The organism is Bernardetia sp., from assembly GCF_020630935.1.
Lineage (GTDB): Bacteria > Bacteroidota > Bacteroidia > Cytophagales > Bernardetiaceae > Bernardetia.
This window is the reverse complement of sequence record NZ_JAHDIG010000014.1, coordinates 6,012-30,345: the sequence shown is the minus strand read 5'-3', so window position 1 is coordinate 30,345 and position 24,334 is coordinate 6,012. Positions and strand designations below refer to the sequence as shown.

General features: G+C 33.5%; 21 protein-coding genes. 12 read left to right on the top strand and 9 right to left on the bottom strand.

Annotated elements, in window-relative coordinates; genetic code table 11:
• Positions 1–84: 84 nt before the first annotated feature.
• From mnmG to QZ659_RS05860, 4 genes are all read right to left on the bottom strand, one after another.
• Entirely contained in the window at positions 85–1,968 is a 1,884-nt protein-coding gene (mnmG, locus tag QZ659_RS05875) for a tRNA uridine-5-carboxymethylaminomethyl(34) synthesis enzyme MnmG (protein ID WP_291723338.1), read from the bottom strand.
• Positions 1,969–2,132: 164 nt separating this feature from the next.
• On the bottom strand, positions 2,133–2,741 hold the full coding sequence (locus QZ659_RS05870) for a hypothetical protein (RefSeq protein WP_291723335.1): 609 nt from the start codon (positions 2,739–2,741) through the stop codon (positions 2,133–2,135).
• A gap of 91 nt (positions 2,742–2,832) precedes the next feature.
• Complete coding sequence (locus QZ659_RS05865; RefSeq protein WP_291723331.1) at positions 2,833–3,885, bottom strand: glycosyltransferase family 2 protein; 1,053 nt, start codon at positions 3,883–3,885, stop codon at positions 2,833–2,835.
• A gap of 103 nt (positions 3,886–3,988) precedes the next feature.
• Positions 3,989–4,309, bottom strand: coding sequence for a hypothetical protein (locus QZ659_RS05860; protein ID WP_291723328.1), 321 nt, complete (start codon positions 4,307–4,309; stop codon positions 3,989–3,991).
• 163 nt (positions 4,310–4,472) lie between these two features.
• Here QZ659_RS05860 and QZ659_RS05855 point away from each other — a divergent pair, with 163 nt between their 5' ends.
• The gene (locus tag QZ659_RS05855; RefSeq protein WP_291723325.1) at positions 4,473–4,913 is read left to right on the top strand and encodes an AAA family ATPase; all 441 of its coding nucleotides are present in this window, start codon (positions 4,473–4,475) and stop codon (positions 4,911–4,913) included.
• The gene (locus QZ659_RS05850; RefSeq protein WP_291723322.1) at positions 4,903–5,670 is read left to right on the top strand and encodes a tRNA(His) guanylyltransferase Thg1 family protein; all 768 of its coding nucleotides are present in this window, start codon (positions 4,903–4,905) and stop codon (positions 5,668–5,670) included. Before QZ659_RS05855 ends, QZ659_RS05850 begins: the two co-directional genes overlap by 11 nt.
• Here the strand turns inward: QZ659_RS05850 and QZ659_RS05845 are convergent.
• Positions 5,650–8,307 carry a serine/threonine-protein kinase gene (locus QZ659_RS05845; protein ID WP_291723319.1) on the bottom strand — a complete coding sequence of 886 codons (2,658 nt, stop codon included), beginning with the start codon at positions 8,305–8,307 and terminating at the stop codon, positions 5,650–5,652. The two genes, QZ659_RS05850 and QZ659_RS05845, sit on opposite strands and share 21 nt — an antisense overlap.
• A 120-nt stretch (positions 8,308–8,427) precedes the next feature.
• Between QZ659_RS05845 and QZ659_RS05840 the strand changes: the two genes are divergently transcribed.
• The 4 genes from QZ659_RS05840 (at position 8,428) to QZ659_RS05825 (ending at position 12,774) form a co-directional block, all read left to right on the top strand.
• Positions 8,428–9,114 carry a hypothetical protein gene (locus QZ659_RS05840; RefSeq protein ID WP_291723316.1) on the top strand — a complete coding sequence of 229 codons (687 nt, stop codon included), beginning with the start codon at positions 8,428–8,430 and terminating at the stop codon, positions 9,112–9,114.
• An 80-nt stretch (positions 9,115–9,194) separates the two neighbouring features.
• Positions 9,195–10,580, top strand: a complete 1,386-nt coding sequence (gene radA / locus QZ659_RS05835; protein ID WP_291723314.1) for a DNA repair protein RadA — start codon at positions 9,195–9,197, stop codon at positions 10,578–10,580.
• Between the two features lie 21 nt (positions 10,581–10,601).
• Positions 10,602–12,206 carry a P-loop NTPase fold protein gene (locus QZ659_RS05830; RefSeq protein WP_291723312.1) on the top strand — a complete coding sequence of 535 codons (1,605 nt, stop codon included), beginning with the start codon at positions 10,602–10,604 and terminating at the stop codon, positions 12,204–12,206.
• Positions 12,178–12,774, top strand: a complete 597-nt coding sequence (locus QZ659_RS05825) for a hypothetical protein (RefSeq protein WP_291723310.1) — start codon at positions 12,178–12,180, stop codon at positions 12,772–12,774. Before QZ659_RS05830 ends, QZ659_RS05825 begins: the two co-directional genes overlap by 29 nt.
• Before the next feature lie 55 nt (positions 12,775–12,829).
• On the opposite strand, the gene QZ659_RS05820 is transcribed toward QZ659_RS05825, so the two are convergent.
• On the bottom strand, positions 12,830–13,648 hold the full coding sequence (locus QZ659_RS05820; RefSeq protein WP_291723307.1) for a M48 family metallopeptidase: 819 nt from the start codon (positions 13,646–13,648) through the stop codon (positions 12,830–12,832).
• Between the two features lie 146 nt (positions 13,649–13,794).
• On the opposite strand from QZ659_RS05820, the gene QZ659_RS05815 reads away from it, so the two are divergent.
• The 3 genes from QZ659_RS05815 to QZ659_RS05805 all read left to right on the top strand — a co-directional run bounded on the left by QZ659_RS05815 (position 13,795) and on the right by QZ659_RS05805 (position 16,446).
• The gene (locus QZ659_RS05815) at positions 13,795–14,724 is read left to right on the top strand and encodes an alpha/beta fold hydrolase (RefSeq protein ID WP_291723304.1); all 930 of its coding nucleotides are present in this window, start codon (positions 13,795–13,797) and stop codon (positions 14,722–14,724) included.
• 99 nt (positions 14,725–14,823) lie between these two features.
• Positions 14,824–15,492: a metal-dependent transcriptional regulator gene (locus tag QZ659_RS05810; RefSeq protein WP_291723301.1), complete on the top strand. Its 669-nt coding sequence runs from the start codon at positions 14,824–14,826 to the stop codon at positions 15,490–15,492.
• A gap of 6 nt (positions 15,493–15,498) precedes the next feature.
• Positions 15,499–16,446, top strand: coding sequence for a helix-turn-helix domain-containing protein (locus QZ659_RS05805; protein WP_291723298.1), 948 nt, complete (start codon positions 15,499–15,501; stop codon positions 16,444–16,446).
• Positions 16,447–16,485: 39 nt separating this feature from the next.
• On the opposite strand, the gene QZ659_RS05800 is transcribed toward QZ659_RS05805, so the two are convergent.
• Entirely contained in the window at positions 16,486–17,703 is a 1,218-nt protein-coding gene (locus QZ659_RS05800) for an ABC transporter permease (protein ID WP_291723295.1), read from the bottom strand.
• A gap of 158 nt (positions 17,704–17,861) precedes the next feature.
• Between QZ659_RS05800 and QZ659_RS05795 the strand changes: the two genes are divergently transcribed.
• From QZ659_RS05795 to QZ659_RS05785, 3 genes are all read left to right on the top strand, one after another.
• The gene (locus QZ659_RS05795; RefSeq protein WP_291723292.1) at positions 17,862–18,776 is read left to right on the top strand and encodes a right-handed parallel beta-helix repeat-containing protein; all 915 of its coding nucleotides are present in this window, start codon (positions 17,862–17,864) and stop codon (positions 18,774–18,776) included.
• 122 nt (positions 18,777–18,898) lie between these two features.
• Positions 18,899–19,363 carry a hypothetical protein gene (locus QZ659_RS05790; RefSeq protein ID WP_291723289.1) on the top strand — a complete coding sequence of 155 codons (465 nt, stop codon included), beginning with the start codon at positions 18,899–18,901 and terminating at the stop codon, positions 19,361–19,363.
• 195 nt (positions 19,364–19,558) lie between these two features.
• The gene (locus tag QZ659_RS05785; protein WP_291723286.1) at positions 19,559–21,667 is read left to right on the top strand and encodes a BatA domain-containing protein; all 2,109 of its coding nucleotides are present in this window, start codon (positions 19,559–19,561) and stop codon (positions 21,665–21,667) included.
• 1 nt (position 21,668) lies between these two features.
• Here the strand turns inward: QZ659_RS05785 and QZ659_RS05780 are convergent, their stop codons facing one another.
• The gene (locus QZ659_RS05780; protein ID WP_291723283.1) at positions 21,669–22,307 is read right to left on the bottom strand and encodes a hypothetical protein; all 639 of its coding nucleotides are present in this window, start codon (positions 22,305–22,307) and stop codon (positions 21,669–21,671) included.
• Between the two features lie 95 nt (positions 22,308–22,402).
• Positions 22,403–24,334 (bottom strand): ATP-binding protein (locus QZ659_RS05775; protein WP_291723280.1); only part of this gene is annotated, 1,932 nt, incomplete at its 5' end.

The following is a 24,334-nucleotide window of genomic DNA, read 5'->3' as shown; positions in this document are numbered from 1 at the left end:
AAAACTAAAATTTTAAAAATCAAAAAATCCATTCCTAAACTTAATTAGCAATGGATTTTTTAGGTGGAATAAACAAAAGTCAAACTACCTATTCAAATAGACCATCAAAACCGAAATATCGGAAGGACTAATTCCACTAATTCTTGATGCCTGTCCTAGTGTGCGAGGCTGAATTTGAGTAAGTTTTTTTCGTGCTTCCATAGAAAGCGATGGCATAGAATGGTAATCCAACCCTTCAAAAATATGCAGATTTTCTAAGCGTTGCATTTTCTCTACCAGTTGCTTTTCCTTTTCTACATATTCAGAATACTTGATTTGAATTTCGGCTTGCTCCAAAATCTCCTCTTTGTTTCTGCCTGTTTCCTCTGTGTCTGTATAGCTTTCAAGAAGATTGGCAATTTCACTATCCATTTTACCTAAATCTTGTAATTGAACTTGTGGACGTTTCAAAACGTCTATTGCTTTTACTTTTTGTTTAAGTTCTGATGTTCCTAGTTTGTTCAAAACAGGATTTGCTGTTTCTGTATCAAGACTTTGTTTAGACAAAACTTTGATAACTTCTCTTACTTCTTCTTCTTTTTGCTTTACTTTTTTGAGACGTTCTTCTGAAGCCAATCCCAAATCATAACCTTTTTGTGTAAGACGAACATCAGCATTATCTTGGCGAAGCAAAATACGATATTCTGCTCTTGAAGTAAACATTCTGTACGGCTCTTCTGTGCCTTTATGAATCAAATCATCAATCAAAACACCGATATAGGCATCCGAACGAGAAAGTGTAAAGGCTTCTTTTTCGTGTGCTTTTTGGTGGGCGTTTATTCCAGCCATAAGACCTTGACAAGCAGCTTCTTCGTAGCCAGTAGTTCCATTGATTTGACCTGCAAAATAGAGATTTTCTATTCTCTTGGTTTCTAGCGTTTCTTTTAGTTGCGTTGGTTGGAAGAAATCATATTCAATCGCATAGCCTGGACGAAACATTTTAGCATTTTCAAAACCTACAATTTGGTTCAATGCTTTTTGTTGTACTTCATAAGGAAGTGAAGTAGAGAATCCATTCACATAAACTTCTACCGTATCCCAACCTTCTGGCTCTACAAAAATTTGGTGTCTATCACGCTCCGAAAAACGAACAATTTTATCCTCAATAGAAGGACAGTATCTTGGCCCTAGTCCTTTTATACGTCCTGCAAACATAGGCGATTTCTCAAAACCAGTTTGCAAAATCTCATGAACTTTTGGATTTGTATAAGTGATATAACAACTTCTTTGGTGCTTCAACGACTGTGTTTCATCAGAAAATGAAAATTTTGATGGGTTTTCATCTCCTTTTTGTTCTTCAATGGCTTCATAATTAATTGTTCTGCCATCTACTCGTGGAGGCGTTCCTGTTTTCATTCTGCCAGCTTCAAAACCAAGTTCCACAAGCTGCCCTGTGATTCCAGTAGCTGCCCGCTCGCCTGCACGTCCTCCACCAAATTGTTTTTCTCCAATATGAATAAGTCCGTTTAAGAATGTTCCGTTGGTAAGAACGACTGTTTTTCCTTCAAACTCAATTCCTAATTGCGTTCTTACACCACACACACGTCCATCACGAACTACCAACCCTTCAACCATTTCTTGCCAAAGGTCGATATTTTTATTGTTTTCTAAAGCTGTGCGCCACTCTTCTGCAAAACGCATTCTATCGCTCTGACAACGTGGACTCCACATCGCAGCACCTTTCGAACGGTTGAGCATTCGGAATTGTATCATCGTTTTGTCTGTGATAATTCCAGACATTCCTCCTAGCGCATCTATTTCTCTTACGATTTGCCCCTTTGCAACGCCTCCCATGGCAGGGTTACAACTCATTTGAGCAATCGTTTGCATATTCATGGTTACGAGCAAAACTTTTGAGCCTAAAGTGGCTGCTGTATGGGCTGCCTCACAGCCTGCGTGTCCTGCTCCTACTATTATTACGTCGTACATATTTTTTCAGTTATCAGTAAACAGTTACCAGTAATCAGTTAATTACAAATCATAACTAACCTAACTCGTAATTGATTGTGCAAAATTACAATACTATATCGTTTTTTGCTAATTTTTAGTTCCTTGATTTTTAGGGGATTATGAATTCAATAGATTCCAAGTTGTCAGCTTTTTCCACTCTCATCAATAATAAACTGCAAAACACTCAACAGTTTTGGTAGATTAGTAATGAAATAGCGTTCAGTATCTAGTGTAACAACGTTGTTTTCTAATTTTAGGAAACGCCATTCTGTGCCTGTGGTACTGCATCCATAAAGGGTTTTGAAATTGTAGCCTTCTTCCTTGTTGAGTAAGTTGGCTGCGATGAGTTGGGCAGCACATTGAATTGTACCACTTTCAATATCCTGTTTTTTGGCTTCTGTAATGGCAAAAATAGGCGCAACTACAAAATCTTGAATTTTGCTAAAGGAAAGCATAAAATCACATTCGCCATTTAACCCAGTTGTTTCATCTACGTTTAGATTCATTCCAGAATAAATTGTAAAACGTTCATCATTCATCAAACTAAGTTCCATCAAAATAGGAGAAACAATACGCTCTGAACGAGATTTTTCAGAACTAAAACCTACTTTTATAGCTTTTTCTATTGCTTGACTGAGCCAATCTGTAGCTTGAACCATCGGTGTTTTTCCAGTATCAAAAAGTTGTTCTGCTTTAAACTGGATTCCAAATTTTTTGGAAAGTTCTCTAGCGTTAAACTGTGTATATGGCATAATTTTATATAATTTTTCTGTACAAAATTACGATAATTTTACCAAATTAAAAATGGTTTAAGTCTTTGATTATCAAATGTTTATATTTTGTTTATAAAACCTTCTTCACTCTCCTCAAAAGGCTCATAATGGTAGGATTCAAAAACTTACTGCGTTTGTACACTTGCTGAATTTCTGGGTGTTTTGTTACAAAATCAGATTCATTTTGCACCAAATAAGACGTTATTTTCTTGACTTGCTGCCAACTTTGAAACTGTTCTTTTTTATCTTTTGTTTCGATGGCTTCGTAATAAAAAATGAGTTGGTTGAGGAGGTTGTAACAGAACGATAAATGAAGCTGCTTGGCTGTAAAAGAATTTTTTATCTCAAAAATATCTTTACCTTCTGTATAAAAGCCCAGTTCTCTAAACTTTGAAATCGTTTGCTTTACTATTTCTCTATGATTTGGGGCGTTACTTTGCTCAAACGAACGCAACACTTTACTAAACACCTTGGCATAATCACGAGCAAAACCACTTTGCTGTGTCAGACTTTTGCTTTCCGTGTGGTACAAGTATTTTGAAAAAATATCATCTACATAGATACTTTTCTCATTGAGAAAAACAGGCACAAAAAATTCATAATCCATTCCAAAGTGAAAATCTTGTTTCAAGAAACCATAGTTTTCTATGAGTTCTTTTCTAAAAAATGAAGAAGGTTGAGGAAATGGAAGTCCTGCCAAGGAACGTTCTACAAAATCAGTTTGTGATGCTCCAAATTCCTTGTCTTGCATATTTTCTCCGAAGAGAATCGTCTTGCCATGGACTACAAAAACTTCCTTATTTGTGTCTTTTTCAAACTCTTTTGCAATACTATTTAAAGCATTAGGCATTAGTTGGTCGTCCGAATTGAGCCACGTAATAATGTCGCCAGTAGCTTTTTCAAAGCCTTTATTAATGGCGTGGCTTTGTCCATTATCTTTTTCACTTACCCAAAAAGTAAAATATCCTTCATATTTTTTGATAATCTCTAACGAACCGTCTGTGCTTCCTCCGTCTATCAGAATATACTCCAAATCGTCATAACCTTGTGAAATAACAGACTGAATCGTTTTTTCAAGATAAATCGCTTGATTGTAAGAGGGAGTGATGACGGAAATACGCAAATTAATTATCAGTGATTAATTATTAGTGATTAATTATTAGTTAATCGCCAATATTCTGTTGGAAAAAATAAAGTCAAACGATGTGGAAGGTGTGCCTAACTGTTTATTGATTGTTGGTTTGAGTTTGTTGATAGATATTTTCTGCACGCTCAAAATCCTGTGCTGATGATTCTGCAAAACCATCTGAAATTAGACTTTCAATTATTTTTTCTCTCTGTCCTGTATAGGGAAGGTCTTGTTTTTTTACCAAAACAAAAGGAGCTTGTTCTTCTGAAAGACCATTTTTTAATACGTCTTCTGAAAAATTAAAATTTGCACCAGCTTGTATATTAATGATAATAGCAGCTACTTTTTCAGGCAAACATTTGAAAAAAATAGCACTTTTATCCTTACGAGTTTGTAGATAGCGAATAGAACCGTTCATAGTTTTTTATTTTTATTAAGACAACAAAGAACAACTCAAAAATACGGAAATTATTTTGATAAGAATAAGCTAATTTTCAATTAAAAAATAATAATTGAAAATTTGTTAAAATAACGAGCAATACACTATCAAGATAAAGTAATAACTACTAAAACATAAATTGATGGAAGCAATAATTTTTATTGGCATACAAGGCAGTGGAAAATCAACTTTTTATAAGGAAAAATACTTTAATTCACATCTCAGAATAAGTTTAGACTTACTCAATACAAGAAATAAAGAGGCTAAATTATTAGATTTTTGTTTAGAGTTTCAGCAGCGTTTAGTTATTGACAATACCAATCCAACAAAAAAAGAACGAGCAAAGTACATACAAAAGCTGAAAGAAAGGAAGTTTAAAGTCGTTGCTATATATTTTGATACAAATTTAAAAATAGCTTTAGCACGAAATGAACTAAGAATAGGAAAAGCTAAGGTTGCCAAAGTAGGAATTTTATCTACTCATAAAAAAATGGAACTTCCTTCTTTTGAAGAAGGTTTTGATGAAATATACATTTTTAGTGCAGAAAGTTCAAAACTAACTCAACTGAAGAATGAAATTTGATGACTTAGACAAACAAATGAGAGTTTATGAAACAAACTCAGACGTGTGCATACTTCCTAAAGTGTACATGGTAGCTCGGATAGATGGTAGAAATTTTACAACACTGACGAAACAAAAACACAACTTTGAAGCTCCTTTTGATATTCGTTTTAGGGATATGATGATAGAGACAGTCAAACACTTGATGAATGTAGGTTTTAATGTGGTGTATGGCTATACAGAAAGTGATGAAATCTCTCTTTTATTTAGTCATGATGAAACAGTATTTAATAGGAAAACGAGAAAATATAATTCTATTTTGGCAGGTGAAGCAAGTGCAAAATTTTCTCTTCTACTAAATGACTTAGCTGCTTTCGATTGTAGAATTTCACAATTACCAACAAAAGAAGATGTTGTTGATTATTTTCGTTGGAGAAATGAAGATGCTTTTAGAAATGCACTCAATGCACACTGTTACTGGATGCTCAGAAAAGATGGCTTTTCAGCAAAAGAAGCTACTCAAACTCTTGAAGGGAAATCAGTAGCTGATAAAAACGAACTTCTCTTTAGCTATGGCATTAACTTCAATGATTTGCCAAACTGGCAAAAACGAGGTATAGGAATATATTGGAAAACATATCAAAAAAAAGGCATCAATCCGATTACCAAAGAAATAAAGTTTTCGGAAAGAAGAAAACTACACATTGATATGGAACTAGAAATGAAAGATGCATACAACAATTTTATAAATAGCTTTTTACTCAAACAAAGTATTTAATTCTGCTACAGCAGCTTTTGTGGCATAATGAGTTTCTCCATTACTTTGCATTAGAATATCTACAGCTTTTTGTAGATATTCTTTGCCTTTTTCTTTTTGGTTTAAGGCTACATAACTACTTCCTAAGCGAAAGTTTACCATTCCTCTATAATAATGAATAGTTGGAATAGGTGGAGTGGAAAGAAGTTTGTCAGCTTCTTGAGCATCTGCTAGTGCTTTTTGAGGCTGATTTTTTTCTAACCAAATTTCTACTCTAGCCAAAAGTGGAACTCCCGTAACATAATGGTTTTCTCCAAAAAGTTCTTGGTAGGTTTGGTTAGCTTCATTTATCAAAACTAAGGCAGAATCAAACTGATTTAGTTTTACATAATAGAAGCCTGTGTTGAGTGCTGCTGCTGCTGTTTTATCATTTTTCCTTCCATATTTTTTTGTAAACTCATGATAAGCACGTAGGGCAACTGGTTTTCCCAAATCGTACCTAGACTGCGCTGCATAAACGGCTGCTAGGTTATTAAGTGCTGTCAGAGTGTGTTTGTGTTCTGTGCCTAATTCTCTTTCCATTATTTTCAATGCTTCTTTGTTGAGAGCTTCGGCACGAATAAGATTTTGTTTTTTAAAATAAATAGAAGCAATATTTATCTTGACAAGTGCTAGACCAACCGAATCTTGATTTATTTTTTGCTTAATGAATAATTCTCTTTCATACAAATCAAGTGCTTCATCTACTCTTCCCATTTGGTTGGCAATAAGTCCACGAAAAGACAGATTGTTTCCATAATCGGCTGTTATTGTATCATTTTGAATAAATATCTCTCCAGCAACTTTCAAAACAGAGTCAGCTTTTGCTACATCAGCTCTTGAAATTTGCAAAAATAGTCCGTATTCATTGAGTAACGTTGCATATTTGGGATGCTGTTTGTCATACGTTTTTTCAAAAATATCAAAGGCTTCATTAAAAATAGAATCTGTTTTTTCTACGTCTTTGCTAGTTTCAAAAGACCAAGCTGCTAGTTTTCGTATGCTTTCTGCTGCCTGTGGCGAATTTTCTCCATACTCTTCTATGAATTTTGGTAAGAGTTTTTTCTCTAATTCTGTTCCTTCCTTAGCAAGATTCATGTTATCATACAAATTAGAGAGAATTGTCAAAAGTTCATTTTGAAGAACTGGTTGGTCTTGCAAATTTCTAAATACTTTCTTCTCACTTGCCTTCAAAAAATCACTTACTTTGATGTCTTTTCCTTCTGAGTCTTGCAGACGTGGGTCTGGACTTTTAAACAAGTCGGTAATAAAATCTAGGGTTTGTTCGGCTCTTAGTTTTTCCTGTTCTGCACGTTGCTTTTCTTTTTTTGCAATGTAGGCTTGATAAGTTGTTCCAAAAATTCCTCCAACAAGTGCTAAAAATAGAAGTGTAAAACCGACCCAAGCGAGTTTGTTTCTCTCAAATGCTTTTCTTGTTTTGTAACCCCACGAGTTGGGTTTGGCTATTATTGGACGATTGGTAAGATAACGCTCAATATCTTCTGCTAACTGTTCTGCCGACTGGTAACGCCTTTCGGGTTCGGTTCGAAGTGCCATCAAGACAATCGATTGTAGTTCAGATTTTAATACTTTTTTAAGTTGATTTTTGTCTGTCTTACGCTGTTTGGCTATTTCTTTCGCTTCTTGTTCTGAAAACTGCTCATAAATTTTGGAAGGGGTTGGTGTTTGGGAAGTAGTAAGTTTTTTCTCCCACTCCAAAACCGATTCATTTTTATCAAAGACGAAAGGTCGTCGCCCACTAAGTAGCTCAAAAAGTAAAATACCAAGCTGATAAATATCACTTGACGTACTGATAACTGCGCCCTGTATTTGCTCTGGACTAGCATACTCTGGCGTAAGCAGACGCATTGCCGTTTTGGTTCGGAGGTCATTTTCTTCATCTAAAACCTTTGCAATTCCGAAGTCTAGTAATTTTAAAGAATTACGTAGGTTCTCTTTGCTATTTTCTACAATGATATTAGATGGTTTCAAATCTCTATGAATAACAAGATTCCTATGAGCGTGCTGAATGGTTCTACATACTTGAATAAAAACTTCCAGTCGTTCTTTTATGGAAAGATTATTTTTATTGCAATATTCTACTAAATCATCTCCTTCAATGTATTCCATCACAAAATAAGGCAAACCATTTGGCGCAAGCCCACTATTCAATATTTTTGAAATATTGGGATGATTGAGTGAAGCCAAAATCTGTTTTTCAGCCATGAAACGCCTCAAAACTTCGTCAGAGTCCATTCCACGTTTAATCACTTTAATCGCTACTTTCTGCTCAAATTCTCCATCAATTCGCTTTGCTAAATACACCACAGCCATTCCACCACGCCCCAGTTCTTTTTCAATCTGATAAACTCCTACTTTCTCGCCTTCTTGCAACAGTGTAGTTTCGGCAGCTTTTTGCCACACATCAGATACCTTATCTTCTAAATTTCCAAAAAAACTATCTGCTTTTTCTGCTCCTGCTATGAGCTTTTCAACTTCTTCTTTAAGTTCTGTATCGCCTTCTGTTTTGGATTGAATATAATCTTCTCGCTCCTTTCCTTGTAGTTCTAATGCTTCTGAAAAAATATCTTGAATGAGTTGCCAGCGTTGTGCGTCCATAGCGTTGTTTCTGTGAGTAATGGTCTATTATTTTTCAATTTACAAAATAGGAGTATTCGAAACCCTAGAATTGCTCAAAAAAGTCGTAATTTTAACGTTTAACAACCCTCTACGAAAAAAATGAAAACTAAACTATCAGCTTTTACAGGAATTTCTTTACTGATTCTGATTATTGGTTTTACCATTTTTGTAAATCTACCAAAGCAAGAAAAAGACAAAGAATATAAAGATTTTACAAAAGAAGAACTGGAAGATTTGTGGGAGTTGGAGGGAATGGAAACACAGATAAAAAATTCTGTTATAAAAATATCTAAAGTAGTAAAAGATACTTCTAAAATTGATAGCGTTGATGCTGAAGCGAATTGGAACTACACTTTTTTAGATGACGATATAATATATTATCACGGACACCTAGAATTATTTGATAGTGACGAAGATATAAATCACGAAATTCTTGGATTCAATGTCGGGGTAAGAGATAATAAAAGTGACAGTATATTTTTATCAAAAATAGGACATCTTTTTGTGAAGTATCAAATTAGAGCCATACATTCTGAAACAAATAACTGGAAATACACTACTATTCATCTAAGAGATGGCAGACAATTATTTTTAATTAAAAAAGAAACAGAAGTTATAGACAATTATTACAAAGTTCTCATTGAGAATGCAGAGATTATCAACGATAGCACTAAAATCATTTTTCCAGTAGCTGCAAGAAAAATTCAAGGAAGACATTATGAAGACGTGTTTAAGAAGAAAGAAGAAAAACAACGCATCAACTTATTTGAAGACGGAATTTTTTAATAAATAAAGTCGTAAAAACTAATTTTTTTAGCTAAATTTGAATTATTAAATTCAAAAATCTAAATTTATTAGCATAACAAATGGCTAAAAAGAAAACCAAAACAGCCCATTTTTGTCAAGAATGTGGTTACGAATCTCCGAAATGGATGGGAAAATGTCCTTCTTGTGAGGAATGGAATACTTTCGTAGAAGAAGTAATTGATAAAGGAACAAGCAAAAACGACGTTCAAAAACTTTGGCAAAGCGATAATCAGAGAAGAGCTTCCAACAAACCCAAAAAACTCTCTGAAATTGAAAAAACAGATTTTGCTAGAATCTCTACCCACGATGGAGAACTCAACCGAGTCTTGGGAAGTGGTTTGGTGCAGGGTTCTTTGGTCTTGATAGGAGGAGAACCAGGGATTGGAAAATCTACATTGATGTTGCAAGTGGCTTTAGCTTTGAAAGACCACACCGTTTTGTACGTTTCTGGAGAGGAGAGCGAACAGCAGATAAAACTGCGTGCCGAGCGTCTGGAAGCCTATTCTGAAAATTGCTTGGTTTTGAACGAGACGAATACACAAAATATTTTTATTCAGATAGAACAGTCTAAGCCAGATGTTTTGGTAATAGATTCCATTCAGACCCTCCATACAGCACATATAGAATCCTCGGCTGGAAGCGTTTCGCAGGTGCGTGAGTGTGCTGCCGAACTTTTGCGCTTTGCTAAGGAAACAGGAACACCTGTTTTTCTTATTGGACACATTACAAAAGAAGGCTCACTTGCAGGACCAAAAGTGTTGGAACACATGGTCGATACCGTTTTGCAATTTGAAGGCGACAGGCACATGTCGTACAGAATTTTGCGTACTATCAAAAACCGTTTTGGTTCTACCTCCGAACTGGGAATTTATGAAATGCAATCTACTGGACTTCGTGAAGTCAGTAATCCATCAGAGATTTTGATGTCGCAGCGAGATGAAGTCATTGGAGGAATTACTATCGGCACAACGATGGAAGGAAATCGTCCTTTGCTGATAGAAGTACAATCATTAGTGAGCATTGCAGCCTACGGAACACCTCAACGAAGCAGTACAGGCTTTGATGCCAAGCGTTTGAATATGCTTTTGGCTGTTTTGGAAAAGCGTGGAGGTTTTAGATTTGGAACGCAAGATGTTTTCTTGAATATTGCAGGTGGTTTTAAGGTGGAAGACCCTGCGCTAGATTTGGCTGTCTGTACGTCGCTTATTTCATCGCTAGAAAACTCGCCTATCAGTTCGGATATTTGTTTTGCTGCCGAAGTGGGTTTGGGGGGAGAAATTAGAGCTGTTCAGCGCATAGAACAACGCATTTCAGAAGCTGAAAAGTTAGGTTTTAGGCAGATTGTTATTTCAAAATACAATGTTAAGGGACTAGATTTGAAGAAGTTTAAAATTGAAGTGAAACTCACCAAGACGTTGGAAGATGTGATTAAGTTGGTTTTTTAGAAAATATCAAAAAATATAATTATGAAAATAGATGCAGAACTAAAGGACATTAAAGAAGACCGTTTAGGTAGAGAACCATTTGCTACTCAAATTGCTAATGGAATAGTAAACTCATTTTCTGATAATCATGAAAGTCTTGTGATTGGAATAAATGGACAGTGGGGAGCTGGAAAATCAACACTATTAAACTTTATTGTTCAGAAAATAGAAGATTTGACAGAAAATGATGACTATAAGCCTGTTATAATAAGGTTTAACCCTTGGATGTTTTCTGGACAAAAAGAATTACAAACTATCTTTTTTAAAGAATTATATTTAGTTATTACGAAAGATGTAGGCTTTGTTAAAAAGCATGCTAAAAAATTATCTCCTTTTTTAGATAGCTTAGAGTTATTTGTTAATGCTTATATACTAGCTAGTAATCCTACTTTAGTAGGTGCGTCAAGTCGTGTAACAAGTTCTTTTAAAAATTTTATCAATAGTCTCAACAAAATAGAAGATGTACATGCTCATAAAAAAAATATAGACAAAAGCATAATAGAAACAGGTTTAAAAATATACATCACTATTGATGATATTGACAGACTTACACCAAATGAAATAACAGAAATATTTCAATTAGTAAAGCTGAATGCAAATTTTGCAAATACTGTTTTTATTTTATGTTATGATTATGATGTTGTTGTTAGTGCATTAAAAAGTAAATTCGGAGAAAATGGAGAAAAGTATTTAGAAAAAATTGTACAAGTAGATTACACTCTACCAAAGGTTTCTCAATCTGTAATACAAAAGATATTTGTTGAAGAAGTAGTAACACTTTTTTCTAAGAATGTTGAATTAACAAAAGAGTTGAAAGAGTTTGCAGAGGCTGATACTCTCTTGCAAAATTACTTTCAAACTTTAAGAGATGTTTACAGATTCATAAATGCTGTGAAGTTGAGACTGGAAGGAATACATAATGATGTAAACATAAAGCATTTTATGCTTGTGGAAGCTCTAAGAGTTTTTGATAAATCAGCGTACGAATTTATACCAAACAATAAAGCAAGTTTATTGAAGTCTGAAGTACAACAAGGGGCTTATATGCACTCTTATCAGATTGATTCTTCTAAAACAAAACTAAAGGAAACAGAGAGTTATAAACAGTTGAAAAATAATGCTAGGTTAATAGTTAATCAATTATTCAATCTAGGTACTGAAACAGTAAATTATAGTTTGCCAAAGAATTACTCAATAGAAAAAGGAATATTTAATAAATACTATTTTGATAATTATTTTTCATTATCTATTCCTCAAGATAGTATTTCAGAACAAGAATATCAGCTATTTGTAGGGGCTGATATAGAAAAAAAGATAGAAGTTCTGAAACATATAGAAAAACGAAATAAAACAGCAGAATTATTTACGAAATTTGGACACAGAATAAGAGAAAAAATAATAGAATCAAAAGATTTGAGTTGTTTAGAGGCGATAAATACTTTTATTGATAGGTATTTAATTTATCATTATGAAGAGGTTTTACATGAAACGCCCTATGGATATACTCGTATTTTACTCAAATCATATCTTCATAAAAGAGTTCGACGGTCAAATGCAAATGGAATATGTCGAACAATTACTACTTAACAAATCTAATAAATTATTTATAACACTCTTAGACCTTATAAGTTTTTTAGAGGATTTGGATAAATATGAAGAGAGGTATACTTCAACTTACAGTCATCTCTTTTATCTTATAGAAAAGAAACAGATACAAAATCCTAAAAATAAAGTAAGTAAAAAAATAAATGAGCTAATTTGTTATCTAGTCTCTGAAAAAAATATTGATATTAGTCAACTTACCTGCTTAATAATTGCATCAAATAAAAATTCAAAGAAATGTTTACGAGAGCGAGCCTTTAAAAACGAAGAGTATTTCTTTAAATTTTTAATATCTACTCTAATTATTGATTATCGCTGGACTTCCTTGTATGGTGGAATAACAGGTTATAGAATTATAAAGAAATGGTTTAAGTGGAGTTCTGTTGAAACTATAAAAAAATATATTAACGAAAATATTGATATTGAAAAGTTAGAGGGAGATAATCTTAATGCTATTAAGTTATTTTTACAAGCATATAAAGATGGTTTTGATGAAAAGATATATTATGATTTTTATACTCAAAGAGATATAACAGCAGAATTTATTAGATAAAAAGAAGCTAATACCCAATTTGTGGGACACTGTCCCACAAATTGAATAATAAAAATTAAGGTTTCCCTTTATACGGCGAAGCATTATAATATTTCATCGCTTCTGGCATCCATTTTTTAAGATTATTTATTCGTGTATCAGCATGAGGGTGAGTAGATAAAAACTCTGGTGGAGCTTGTCCTCCTGCTTGTGCGTTCATACGTTGCCAAAACGGTACTGCTTCATTGGGGTTGTAGCCAGCCATTGCCATAAAGATAAGCCCTAAACGGTCGGCTTCCGATTCTTGGTCTCTTGAAAACTTTAAAAGTCCTACCTGTGTGCCTATTCCAGCAGCTTGCAAAATAAGCTGATTCGCAAGGGTTGGCTTTTGGTTCATAAAAGCTGCTCCTAGTGATAAAACGCCCTGTGCTGCCATAGCTTGACTCATTCTTTCATTTCCATGGCTTGCCACAGCGTGAGCAATTTCGTGTCCCATCACGACACCTACACCAGTTGGCGTTTGGCAAATCGGCATGATGCCTGTATGAAAAACAACCTTTCCACCTGGCATACAAGAGGCATTGGCAGAGGCTTCTTCTACCAAATTATATTCCCACTTAAAGCCTTCTATCAAATGAGATAGGTTATTTTGTTTTAAATAGGTCTCAACAGCATACTGGATGCGTTCTCCTACTTGCTGTACAGTTTGAGCTTCGCTAGTTCCTTTCACAACTTTTTGCTGACTTAGCATTTCGTTGTAGGCTTGAAAGCTCATCTGATGAATTTCAGAATCTGGTAAAAGTTTTAACTGTTTTCTGCCTGTGAGTGGGGCAGTAGCACAGGCTGTTACAAAGTAGAGCAGCACAATAAAAGAGAGATAAGATATTTTCTTCATAAAAAAATAGAGTTTAAAAAGTGATTTGAAAACAAATAGAAAAAGTCATAAAAACTTGTTTGTTGCTTTCAAAACACCTTTTTTTGTATAAAGTTTTGAAAAAAAATAAGTGAATAGTAAATTTTAGAAAGACTAATCAAAAAATAATGCCATTAAAGTATGAATCTTTTTTTATTGATTTAAAAAATGAGAGCAATGACATTCTTCATCTAAAACGAATCCATAAACAAGAAATAGATAAGGAAAAATTGCAAAATCTACCTTCTATTCTTCTCATTCATGGAAGTGTAGAAAACGGACGTATTTTTTATTCTGAAAATGAAAAAGGGTTGGGTTCGTATTTGGCTCAAAATGGTTTTGATGTTTTTGTAGCAGACCTTAGAGGCAAAGGAAAAAGCACGCCAAATATAAGTAAATACTCTACTTTTGGGCAGACAGAATATATTTTGGAAGATTTGCCAGCCTTTGCTAACAAAGTCAGAGAAATAAAAGGTAGTTTTCCAATGTATTGGGGAGCGCACTCTTGGGGTGGAGTAATGATTCCTCCGTTTATGATTCGGTTTCCACAAGTCGCCGAAGCAGCAAAGAAAATGGTGTTTTTTGGAAGCAAACGAAGAATCAGAACAAAGGGAAGAGAAAAAATAGTAAAAATAGATTTGGTTTGGAATGTTACTGGAAAAATTTTGAGCAAGACGATGGGATATTTTCCCAATACAAAATTTAAGTTTGGAACAGACAATGAAAGTAGAGAATTTATAAGAGAATCCAACAGATGGATTTATGAAGACAAGTGGCTTTGTAGAGATAGTTTTGATTATCAAAAGGCTTTTCAGCAGCTAAAAAATGAGAAAAAATACTTTCCCAAAACGCTTCATATTGCTGCCATAAATGATACTATTTTAGGCAATCCGAATGATGTCAAACTCCTCAAAGAAGAAATGGACAATGAAAAAGATGAGTTTTGGCTTTTGTCAAAAGAAAACCAAAACCTACACGACTACGACCATAACAACATGCTTACACACAAAGACGCTGCAAACGACCATTTTCCAAAAATAGTAGAATGGCTAAAGTAGCACACTCTTCAGAGTGTGAAAATGTAGAACATACTTTAGTATGTGAGAAAGAAAATTTGTATTTTTAGTTTTAATTCAATGCAGAAAAAAACCAATTCGATGAACTCTCAAACAGAAGAAAATTACTTAAAAGCACTTTTCAAACTTGCCTCTCCAGAAAGTGAAGTGAGCTTGTCGGAGCTTAGTAAAAAACTCTCTGTCAGTACGCCCACAGCAAACAGCATGATAAAGCGTTTGCACGAAAAAGAATTGGTTATTTATGAAAAATATAAACCTATCAAACTGACTGAAAAAGGGAAAACAACGGCTGCCCTTGTTGTTCGCAAACACCGTCTTACAGAAATGTTTTTGGTAGAAAAAATGGGTTTTGGTTGGGAGAAAGTCCACGCCATTGCAGAGCAAATCGAACACATCAAATCGCCTATCTTTTTTGATAAAATGGACGAACTTTTAGGCTATCCGAATATTGACCCACACGGTTCGCCTATTCCCAATAAAGACGGACAGATAGAAAATAAAATGAGTTCTGAATTAAAATTGAGTGAATGCAAAGTAGGAGATAAAGTAAAAATAGTAGCCGTTTCGGAATCTTCGTTGGAGTTTTTACAGTTTTTGAATAGTCGCCAGATAAGTTTGGGATTAGAAATAGAAGTTTTAGACATTGAAAAATATGATGGCACGATGAAAGTATTTTTGTTGGAAGAAAATCAAAAAAAAGAGGAAGTTCTTAGTAAAAAAGTATGTGAAAAATTGTCTGTTAGTTATTAGAAAATTATGATACTTTCTCGTCAGTTTCCAGATATAAAATGGCTCAAATCACAGATTGAGAGAGGATATTTTCAAAATCCAGTTCACGGAACTACACATAAAGGTTTTCCAAGCGTTATTATTTCAGCCAATACAAAACGAGAAGAGCGAACAAATATCAAGGCTTCTCTATCACTTTTTATGAATTTGGAAGGGGAAAGTGAATGCGTGATAGACGGCAAACTGCGTAAAATTCCCTTGAAGTATTTTTGTCTTTCCAATAAAGATCAACCGTATTCTCTCTTGATGGAAAAGCCTGTCAAGACGTTTAATATTCATTTTGGAGATGAGTTTGTAGAACAGCTTTTGCCCTCACTTACCACTTCTTATGAAGATTTGTTAGAAAATTACAGCTTTTCAAATTCAAATGTTGCTTCAAAAACCATAGAATTTCCCAATCAGCTTTACCGAAAAAATCCTCAATTTCTCTCTATTCTATGGCATCTTCAAAAAGCACATCAGGAAAACTATCAGAACTCACTTTTTTGGGAAGAATACATGAGAACACTTTTTTTGCATCTACTTTCTAAGCGAAAAGATATTATTTCTGATATAAAACGTATTCCTGCTCTAAAAAAGACTACCCAAACTGAAATCTATCAGCGTTTGAGTTATGCAATGGATTTTCTGCAAACCTATTTCCATCAAAATATTGATTTAGAAGCCTTGGCAGCTACGGCATGTCTTTCTAAGTTTCATTTTCTACGACTTTTCAAAGCTGCTTTTGGTTTTTCTCCTTATCAGTACGTACAGTATCTACGCATAGAAAGGGCAAAAACATTGCTCCAAAAGACAAATCTTCCCATTTGTCAAATTGCGCTAGAACTTGGTTTTCAAAACGCCACTTCATTTAGCAGACTATTTTTTAAGAAAATAAACTGTTATCCTAATTATTATAGAAGTCAGAGTAGATAATATCTTTGATTATTTAAACTGTGTTACTATCAATGTTATTCAATCAAAACGAATGGCTCTAATAGGTTTTATTCTACTGATAAAAATAGAAGGAATCCAAAGAATAAAGATAACCAATGCAATAATGCCTAGATTGAGCAATAGAATTAGAGGAATATTCCAAGAAATAGGAACGCTTGTCATATAGTAAGTTTCAATGTCTAAAGGAATAATTTTGAATGTATCTTGAATCAAACAAAACAAAATTCCAATACTATTTCCTATCAAAATTCCTTTCCAAAGAATGATTAAACCATTTTGAAAGAATATTTTTAGAATTTGGCTACTTGTTGCACCTAATGCTTTGAGCATTCCAATCATTGTAACACGTTCTGTAATCAAGATTAACAAAACAGATACAACGTTAAAAAGTGCCACAAATAGAATCACACTTAAAAAAATAGTTACATTTTTATTGACCATCGAAAACCATTCAAAAAAATGTGCGAATGTATTGGTTACTTTTTGAAGATACATATCGTAGTCGCTATTCGATTCTACTTCATCGTAGATAGCATCTATTTCATCAAAATCTTTCAAAAAAACTTCATAGCCACCCACAAGTGTATCGCCCCAAGCATTTAGTCGTTGTAGCATTGCTTGGTCGCAATAGACTAAACGCTCATCAAAATCTTCTATTCCTGTCTGATAAACTCCTACTATTTCTAATTTTCTTTGGCGTGGTGGGTTTTGTAGGAAAAAAGCGAGCAAATCATCGCCAACTGAAAGACGCAATTTATTTTTTGTGTCTTGACTTATAATAATTTCTTTAGAATAATTACTTGTATCAAACTGAATAAAACGTCCCTCTATTAGGTTTTTCTTAAAACTTGTAGTATCATATCCTACATCGACCCCTTTTAAGACTAATCCCATCAAGTCTTCATCTGTTCTAAGTAAAACAGGTTTTTGTGTGTAGGGTTGGATATGAGAAATGTATTCTTGTTCTTTCAAATAGTCGTAAAAATCTCTTTGCGTAGAAAGTGGACTGGTTTCGAAAGAGTTATTCATATCAAATTTAAGAATCTGAATATGACCTGTTTGGCTTACTATTTTATCTAAAATAGTTTGTTTGAATCCTTCAAAAATTGCCATAGAAATAATAAGAGCAGCAATTCCAAGCGCAATACTTCCAATCGCAATGCGTGTGATGACTTTTGAAAAACTGCTTCCTTTTTGGCTTCGGATTCTTTTGGCTATAAAAAGCGAAAAATTCACTATCTTTTTGGTTGATTAAGCGAAGGTCAGACCGATGGGTCAGTACCAATAATTTTATAAAATTTATACAAGAACAAAGATACAAGTCTTTATTCAAAAAAAAATGTGCAAGAGTCAAAGGTTTTGACATGCAAATCTCAACTTCAAACTAATTTTCTATGAATACTTCATCACTTATCAAATCTCTACTTTTATTTGCTGTTTTTTTTATTTATAGCAATTCTTATGCTCAAGTGCCACCTAAAAAAGAACAAAACGGAGGAGTCCAAAACGTAAAAACTAAAGTAGTTACGGTAACGACAGTAGAAGGTTTTTTAAATTCTATTGCCTCCAACACCACCATCAAACTCAAAGGACATTCCTTTTTTATTTCAGACCTTGCAAGTGCGAATAAGGTGGGAAAATATTATAGCTTTGTTGAAGTCTATGATGGCTACGAATTGCTGATTTCTGATGTGAAAAACTTAAAAATTGTAGGAACAGGAAATACGCCTGTTCGTATGTATGCACGCCCAGATTATGGAAATGTAATCTCGTTCAATAACTGTGAAAACGTAACGATTGAAAACGTAGATGCAGGACACGGAGCGAGCAAAGGCTCGTGTGTGGGAGGCGTTTTTAAGATAGAAAATAGTAAAGATTTTTATATCAAAAATACGATTATGTATGGAAGTGGTATTGAAGGCATCACAACAAACAACGTTTCTAATTTAGTTTGTGTAAACTCATTTATTAGAAGTTGTACTTATTCTATTATGACACTCAATGGTTCAAATGACATTAGTTTTGAGAATTGTGTCTTTGAAGATAATGGTGTTTATGATTTGGTAAATATTCAGAGTTGCAGCAGAGTAAATTTCAAAAACTGTTCTTTTGAAAAAAATCGTACAGAAAACTCAAATTACTCAGATTATAGCCTTTTCAAAGTCAATCAATCAAATGCTATTACCTTACAACACTGTTTTATTGAAGCTAATGCAACCGATTATTTGTGTAATGATTCAAAAATATTGCAGTTTCAAAAAGTAGAAGTAAATCATAATGAGTTTACGAAAGGGAAGTATAAGGATTAATTTTTGGTTTTGTAGGTATTACTTTGTTGAAATGCCAATGAGAATGAAAGCTTTACCATTACTGATATTATTTTTTGGAATGTTGGTAATGGTAAATAAAAAAGAATGTTAATATAAAGAGAATGAATTTTTCGGAAATAGAAAACTGGATTAGAGAAGAACTAATTTTTAACCAAAACTTATCTCTAAATAGAGTTGCTAAAGGTGTCAAGTTATTTGATATTTCTTTGAATGACAGTGAAACAAATCATAAAGAAAAGCTGAATTCGTTTTTAAGAAAATCTATAAGACTAATTGACAAAAAACAGCAAAACGATGTTAATTGGTTTAAAATCAATATGATTGATAATGCGATAACTCAACTAGTGGGAATCGGTAAAATTGAAAATAGAAATGACTTATCATTGATATTTGAATTACTGACTAATGACACAGCAGACCAAAGTGGAGATACTATTATAGGATTATTTGATAAAAATAAAAACTGGATAATGAAAATCACAAATAATCAAGATGAGAACAGAATTATTGTGAAAATATACGGAACAGAACGAATAACCGAAAAGTTAAAAGAAGTATATTATTGAAAAGGGTAGGAGAAGTATAAGGATTGATTTGTAGGTCAAACGGCTTACCTTTAACACAAGAAGTACTTTTATAGTTTTATAGGAAATTCTTAGTAAAGATTTATGTAAATTCGTTTTTTAGTTTAGAATTATCTTATAAAAAATATTGAAACCCTAAGATTCTTCAAGGTTCTTAGGGTTTGGTTATCGTAAAATATGCAATTTCTCTATCCTTCTATTCTTTGGGTGTTGTTTCTGATGATTATTCCAATCATTATTCACCTTTTCAACTTCCAACGTCCTAAAAAGGTATTATTTACCAATGTTGAGTTTTTAAAGGAAGTTCAGCAAATTTCAAAGTCAAGAAATCGCCTAAAACATATCTTGATAATGTTGGCTCGTATGGCATTTATTGGTTTTTTAGTGTTGGCTTTTGCTCGCCCTGTACTGCCTTCTGAAAATGATAAAGATGGTTCTGCTTTCTCTTCTAGCCAAAGGGTTTCTATTTATTTGGATAATTCATTTAGCCTTCAAAACGAGCAAGACAACAAACGACTTTTAGACTTGGGTGCTACATACGCTCAAACTGTTCCAGATTTGTTTCCAAAATCGGCTACTTTTCAACTTTTAGATAATTCTTTTGAAGGAAATACCAATTTCTTCTATCCCAAAACCAATATTACAGACAAACTTTCTACCATAGATTTTAGTGGAATTTCTCGTGATTTTTCAGAGGTGTATAAAAAACAACTCCGAACCTTTGAAGCCAAACAAAATCAGACCAACGGCGAAGGAGGACATATATTTTGGGTTTCAGATTTTCAGAAAAAAATGCTCCCAAATTTGAATGAAATAGCATTTGATTCAGCTTATAATTATTATGTTTTGCCTATTTCTCCTACAAATGTTTCGACTTTGCTTATAGATTCGGTTTGGTTGGATAATCCGTTTGTACAGCCCAATACACCACAAAATATTACAATTCGTGTCAGAAATTTGGGAACAGAATCTGTTGAGAACAAAAGTTTACAACTTTTTATTGATGGAAAACAAGTTTCGGCAAGCGTAGTAAGCCTAGCAGCACAGAGCGTGCAGGAAATTGAAATGAATTTTTCTGTTACCAAAACCACAGGAACAGTTTCAGCAAAAGTAAGCATAGAAGATTATCCCATTTTGTTTGATAACGACTATTTTTTTACGCTAAGAATAGCTCCAAAAATAAATATTTTAAATATATTTGAAAGACAAAGTGAAGCGCAAGTTTATATTAGAAATGTTTTTACAAACGCAGACTTTTTTAATTTTTCAGCTACCTCTACGCAAAACTTGGATTATAATGTCCTTCAAAATACAGATTTAGTAGTTTTGGAGGGAATCTCATCGCTGGATGAAGCTCTGCAACGAGCTTTAAGAAAGTTTCTTTCTGGTGGGGGAAATGTTTTGGTTTTTCCGTCTCCTAGCTCAAAGCCTAATGATTTTAACTCAGCGTTGGGAATTTCTGTTCGTAGCATGAATGCAGAGGCTGGAGTAGGTTTAGCCCTTTTACCTCCATCAGAAAATGAACCCTTTTTTGATGGTGTTTTTGAGCAAATTTCATCGTCTATGTCTATGCCAGTAGCGACAAGTGTTTGGTCTGGGCTTTCATCTGGACAGTCTATTTTAAAATTTAGAAACGGACAACCTTTCTTGATGCGCCAACAGACAGCCGAAGGAAATGTTTTTGTCTGTGCAGCTCCATTAGAGGAAAACTGGAGTGGCTTTGGAAAACATGCTCTTTTCGTTCCGACAATGTACAAAACAGCATTGAGTAGTCTTTCGCAAGCTGATTTGTTAGCCTACAATTTGGAAGACCAAACAGCTATTTTGTCTTTAGATTCACTTCAAAAAAATACTATTTTTGAACTGGTTGCTATTAATCAGAATATAGAACAGGGAAATACAACTCAAAGTCAAGCTATTATTCCATCACAGCGTATTTCGGGAAATAAACTGATTTTTGAAATTCCTCGTTCATCGTTAAAGGCTGGTTTGTATTATATACGAAACAAACAAACTCAAAAAATAGAAACTCTTTTAGCTTTCAATTATTCAAGAGAGGAATCTTATCTTGATTTTCATTCAGAAGAAGAGATTAAAACAGCATGGGCAGCAAATTCGAATGTACAAGTTTTTTCTCTTGGAAATAGCGATGTAAAAGAGTTTGCAAAAACATTCAAAGAAAAAAATGAAAATATTCCCTTGTGGAGATATTTTATTGTGGCAGCTTTGATAGCAGTTTTAGTGGAAGCAGTTTTGGCTAGAATTTTTAGTAGAGCTTCGGAATAGGCTATTCTTCTTCATCACAAACCAAAAAAGGACGAATTAAGATATAAGGTTTTTCTTTAGGTAATTTTGATAAATCAATATATCGCTGTTCTATGTGTTTGTTTTTGAAGTTTTTTTGCTGAATATATTTTCTGATGTCTTCTAAAATGATATAAGATTTAATAGCTTCTATGTTTGGCGAAAAAATCATTATTTCTACACCATAATTCTCTATATCTCCAGTAGTATTATAAACCATATCAATATCAGACTTCATACTAGAATCTAAAAGCGTATTTTTTTCAAAGTTGTAGATTCCAATAGGTTCATAAATGGGTGTAGTTAGAAAATCCAATATTATTGTTTTGTTTCTGTTTTTTATGATTTCCTCTGCTGATAGAGTATATTTCCAATACATAAAAATACACTTGTTTTCCTCAATTTCAACTTCAACACTGTCTGAAAAATCTTTATTATAAACGAGTAAAATTTGTTCTTTCTCTATTATGGCAGTAACATTATTTGCTAAGTCATTTTTTATTACGATAGGGATTGGAGTTTCTTCAATAGCATCTAATCCTACTAAAGTTGTTGTATAGAATTTTTTTGAACAAGAGGTGAAAATTGATAAGACGATTAAAAATAAGGCGTTTTTTATCAAAGCTTAAAAATTTTAATGAAACAATAGATGAAGCTTCTTTAGAGTTAAATATTTTGAAGATGAGGAAGGCGTGTAATAGATATGAGTTAGGTTATTTACAAATTCAAGATAATCCTATAATTGAGTCTATATTCTTCAAAGGAATGTTCGAAGGCTTGCATTTGGTCAGAAACATCAGCATTAATATCAGCCTTTAGCATAGTATCTACTTCTGTAGCTAAACTAGCCATTCTATCAATACCCAATGTGGCTGCACTGCCTTTAATAGTATGTACGTGAAGTTTTAATGTTTTTCTATCTCCTTTATTGAAAGCCATTATTGCCTCAATTAAGAGTCCAGTAGTTTCTTCTTCAAAAAGTTGATACGACTCATCTACCAATTCTCTTCCTCCCCACTTTTGAAGCTGTTGCGCTGTTTGTGTATTGACAATAGGTAGAGTGTTTAGTGATTCAGTAACTGAATTGGTTTGACTAATAGACTTTGACTTTGGTGTAGGCTTTTGTTTTTCTAATGATTTTGTCTCACTCTTGGTAGCGTAAAAATGGGAATCTATCCACTGTTTCGTTTTGCGAACAAGAGTTTCTGCCTTCACAGGCTTTGCCAAATAATCATCCATTCCAGCATCAATGAAACGTTCTTTTTCTTCAGCTACCGTAAATGCTGTCAGTGCAATGATAGGAGGAACAGAGATTTTAAGACGTTTTATGAAGCGTGTGGCAGTTACACCATCCATTTCAGGCATTTGAATATCCATATATACTAATTCAAACTGATTTTTTTTTATTTTTTGAATGGCTTCCTTACCATTTACTGCCGTAACGACTTTACATCCTGCTTTTGTAAGTATTATCTCTGCCACTAGCAAATTTGTAGCATTATCATCTACTAACAATATGGAAGGATTGCCCACAAAGGAATTTTCCCAATCAGAAGAATTAATCTCATTTTGAGTTGTGTTGTCATCTGTGGTATTTATGTTGTCTTGAACATTATGCCCCATGCTTTTTAGAGCCTCAAACGAAAAACTAAATGTACTTCCCTCATTTTCTTTTGACCAAACTTGTATAGTTCCTCCCATTATTTCTACAAGCTGTTTGGTTATGGTCAGTCCCAAACCTGTTCCACTCACTGTTTTTTGATAGTTGTGTTGCAGTTTGGAGAAAGAATCAAATAAAAACTCTTGGTTTTCTTCTGGAATTCCTATTCCTGTGTCTCTCACCTCTCCCTGTAAGAGTAGTCTTTTGTCTTCTTCTTTGAGTGTCTTGACCGAAACCGTAACACTTCCTCTTGGCTTATTGTACTTAATAGCATTAGAAACAAGGTTGCTGAAAATTTGTAACAAACGGCTTTTATCTGCTATTATATATTGAGAAGTTCCTTTTTCTAACGAGATAGAAAGTGAGATTGATTTTTTTTGCAGTTCTTTTTCAAAAAGTAGAGGTAGTTGGTTTAAAAGAGGTTCTATTTCAAATACTTCTGGTTTCAAAAGCATTTTATTTGCCTCTATTTTAGATAAATCTAATACATTATTTAAGATAGACAACAAATTTTTTGAAGCACCTTCAATAGTATTTATATAATTATTTTGTTCATTATCTAATGGAGTAGTTCGCAACAAATCAATCATTCCTATGATTCCATTCATAGGAGTTCTGATTTCATGACCCATATCTGCCAAAAACTGTTTTTTGCTTTCTAAGATTCGCTCTATGTCTTCTTTTTTCGACTTTATTGTTTCCTTATTTGTTTTTTCAGTTTCATTTACCTCTCTAGCAATTCCTTCTATGCCTACAATGTCTCTAAGCAATTTGTTATTTTGGTAATATTGATTTTCAATCGTTTGAAAATTACAAAGCAGTCTTTTAGTTACTCCTAGCTTTGAAATCACTTTTATTTCATAGTTTTTGATTTTTTTACGCTCTTTTAGTATAAAAAATAGATTTTCTAGATTTTCTTTTGAAAGTAAAAAACTATGAAGGGACTTTCCCACTATTTCGTTGATAGAATACCCTAAAATATCTTTTAC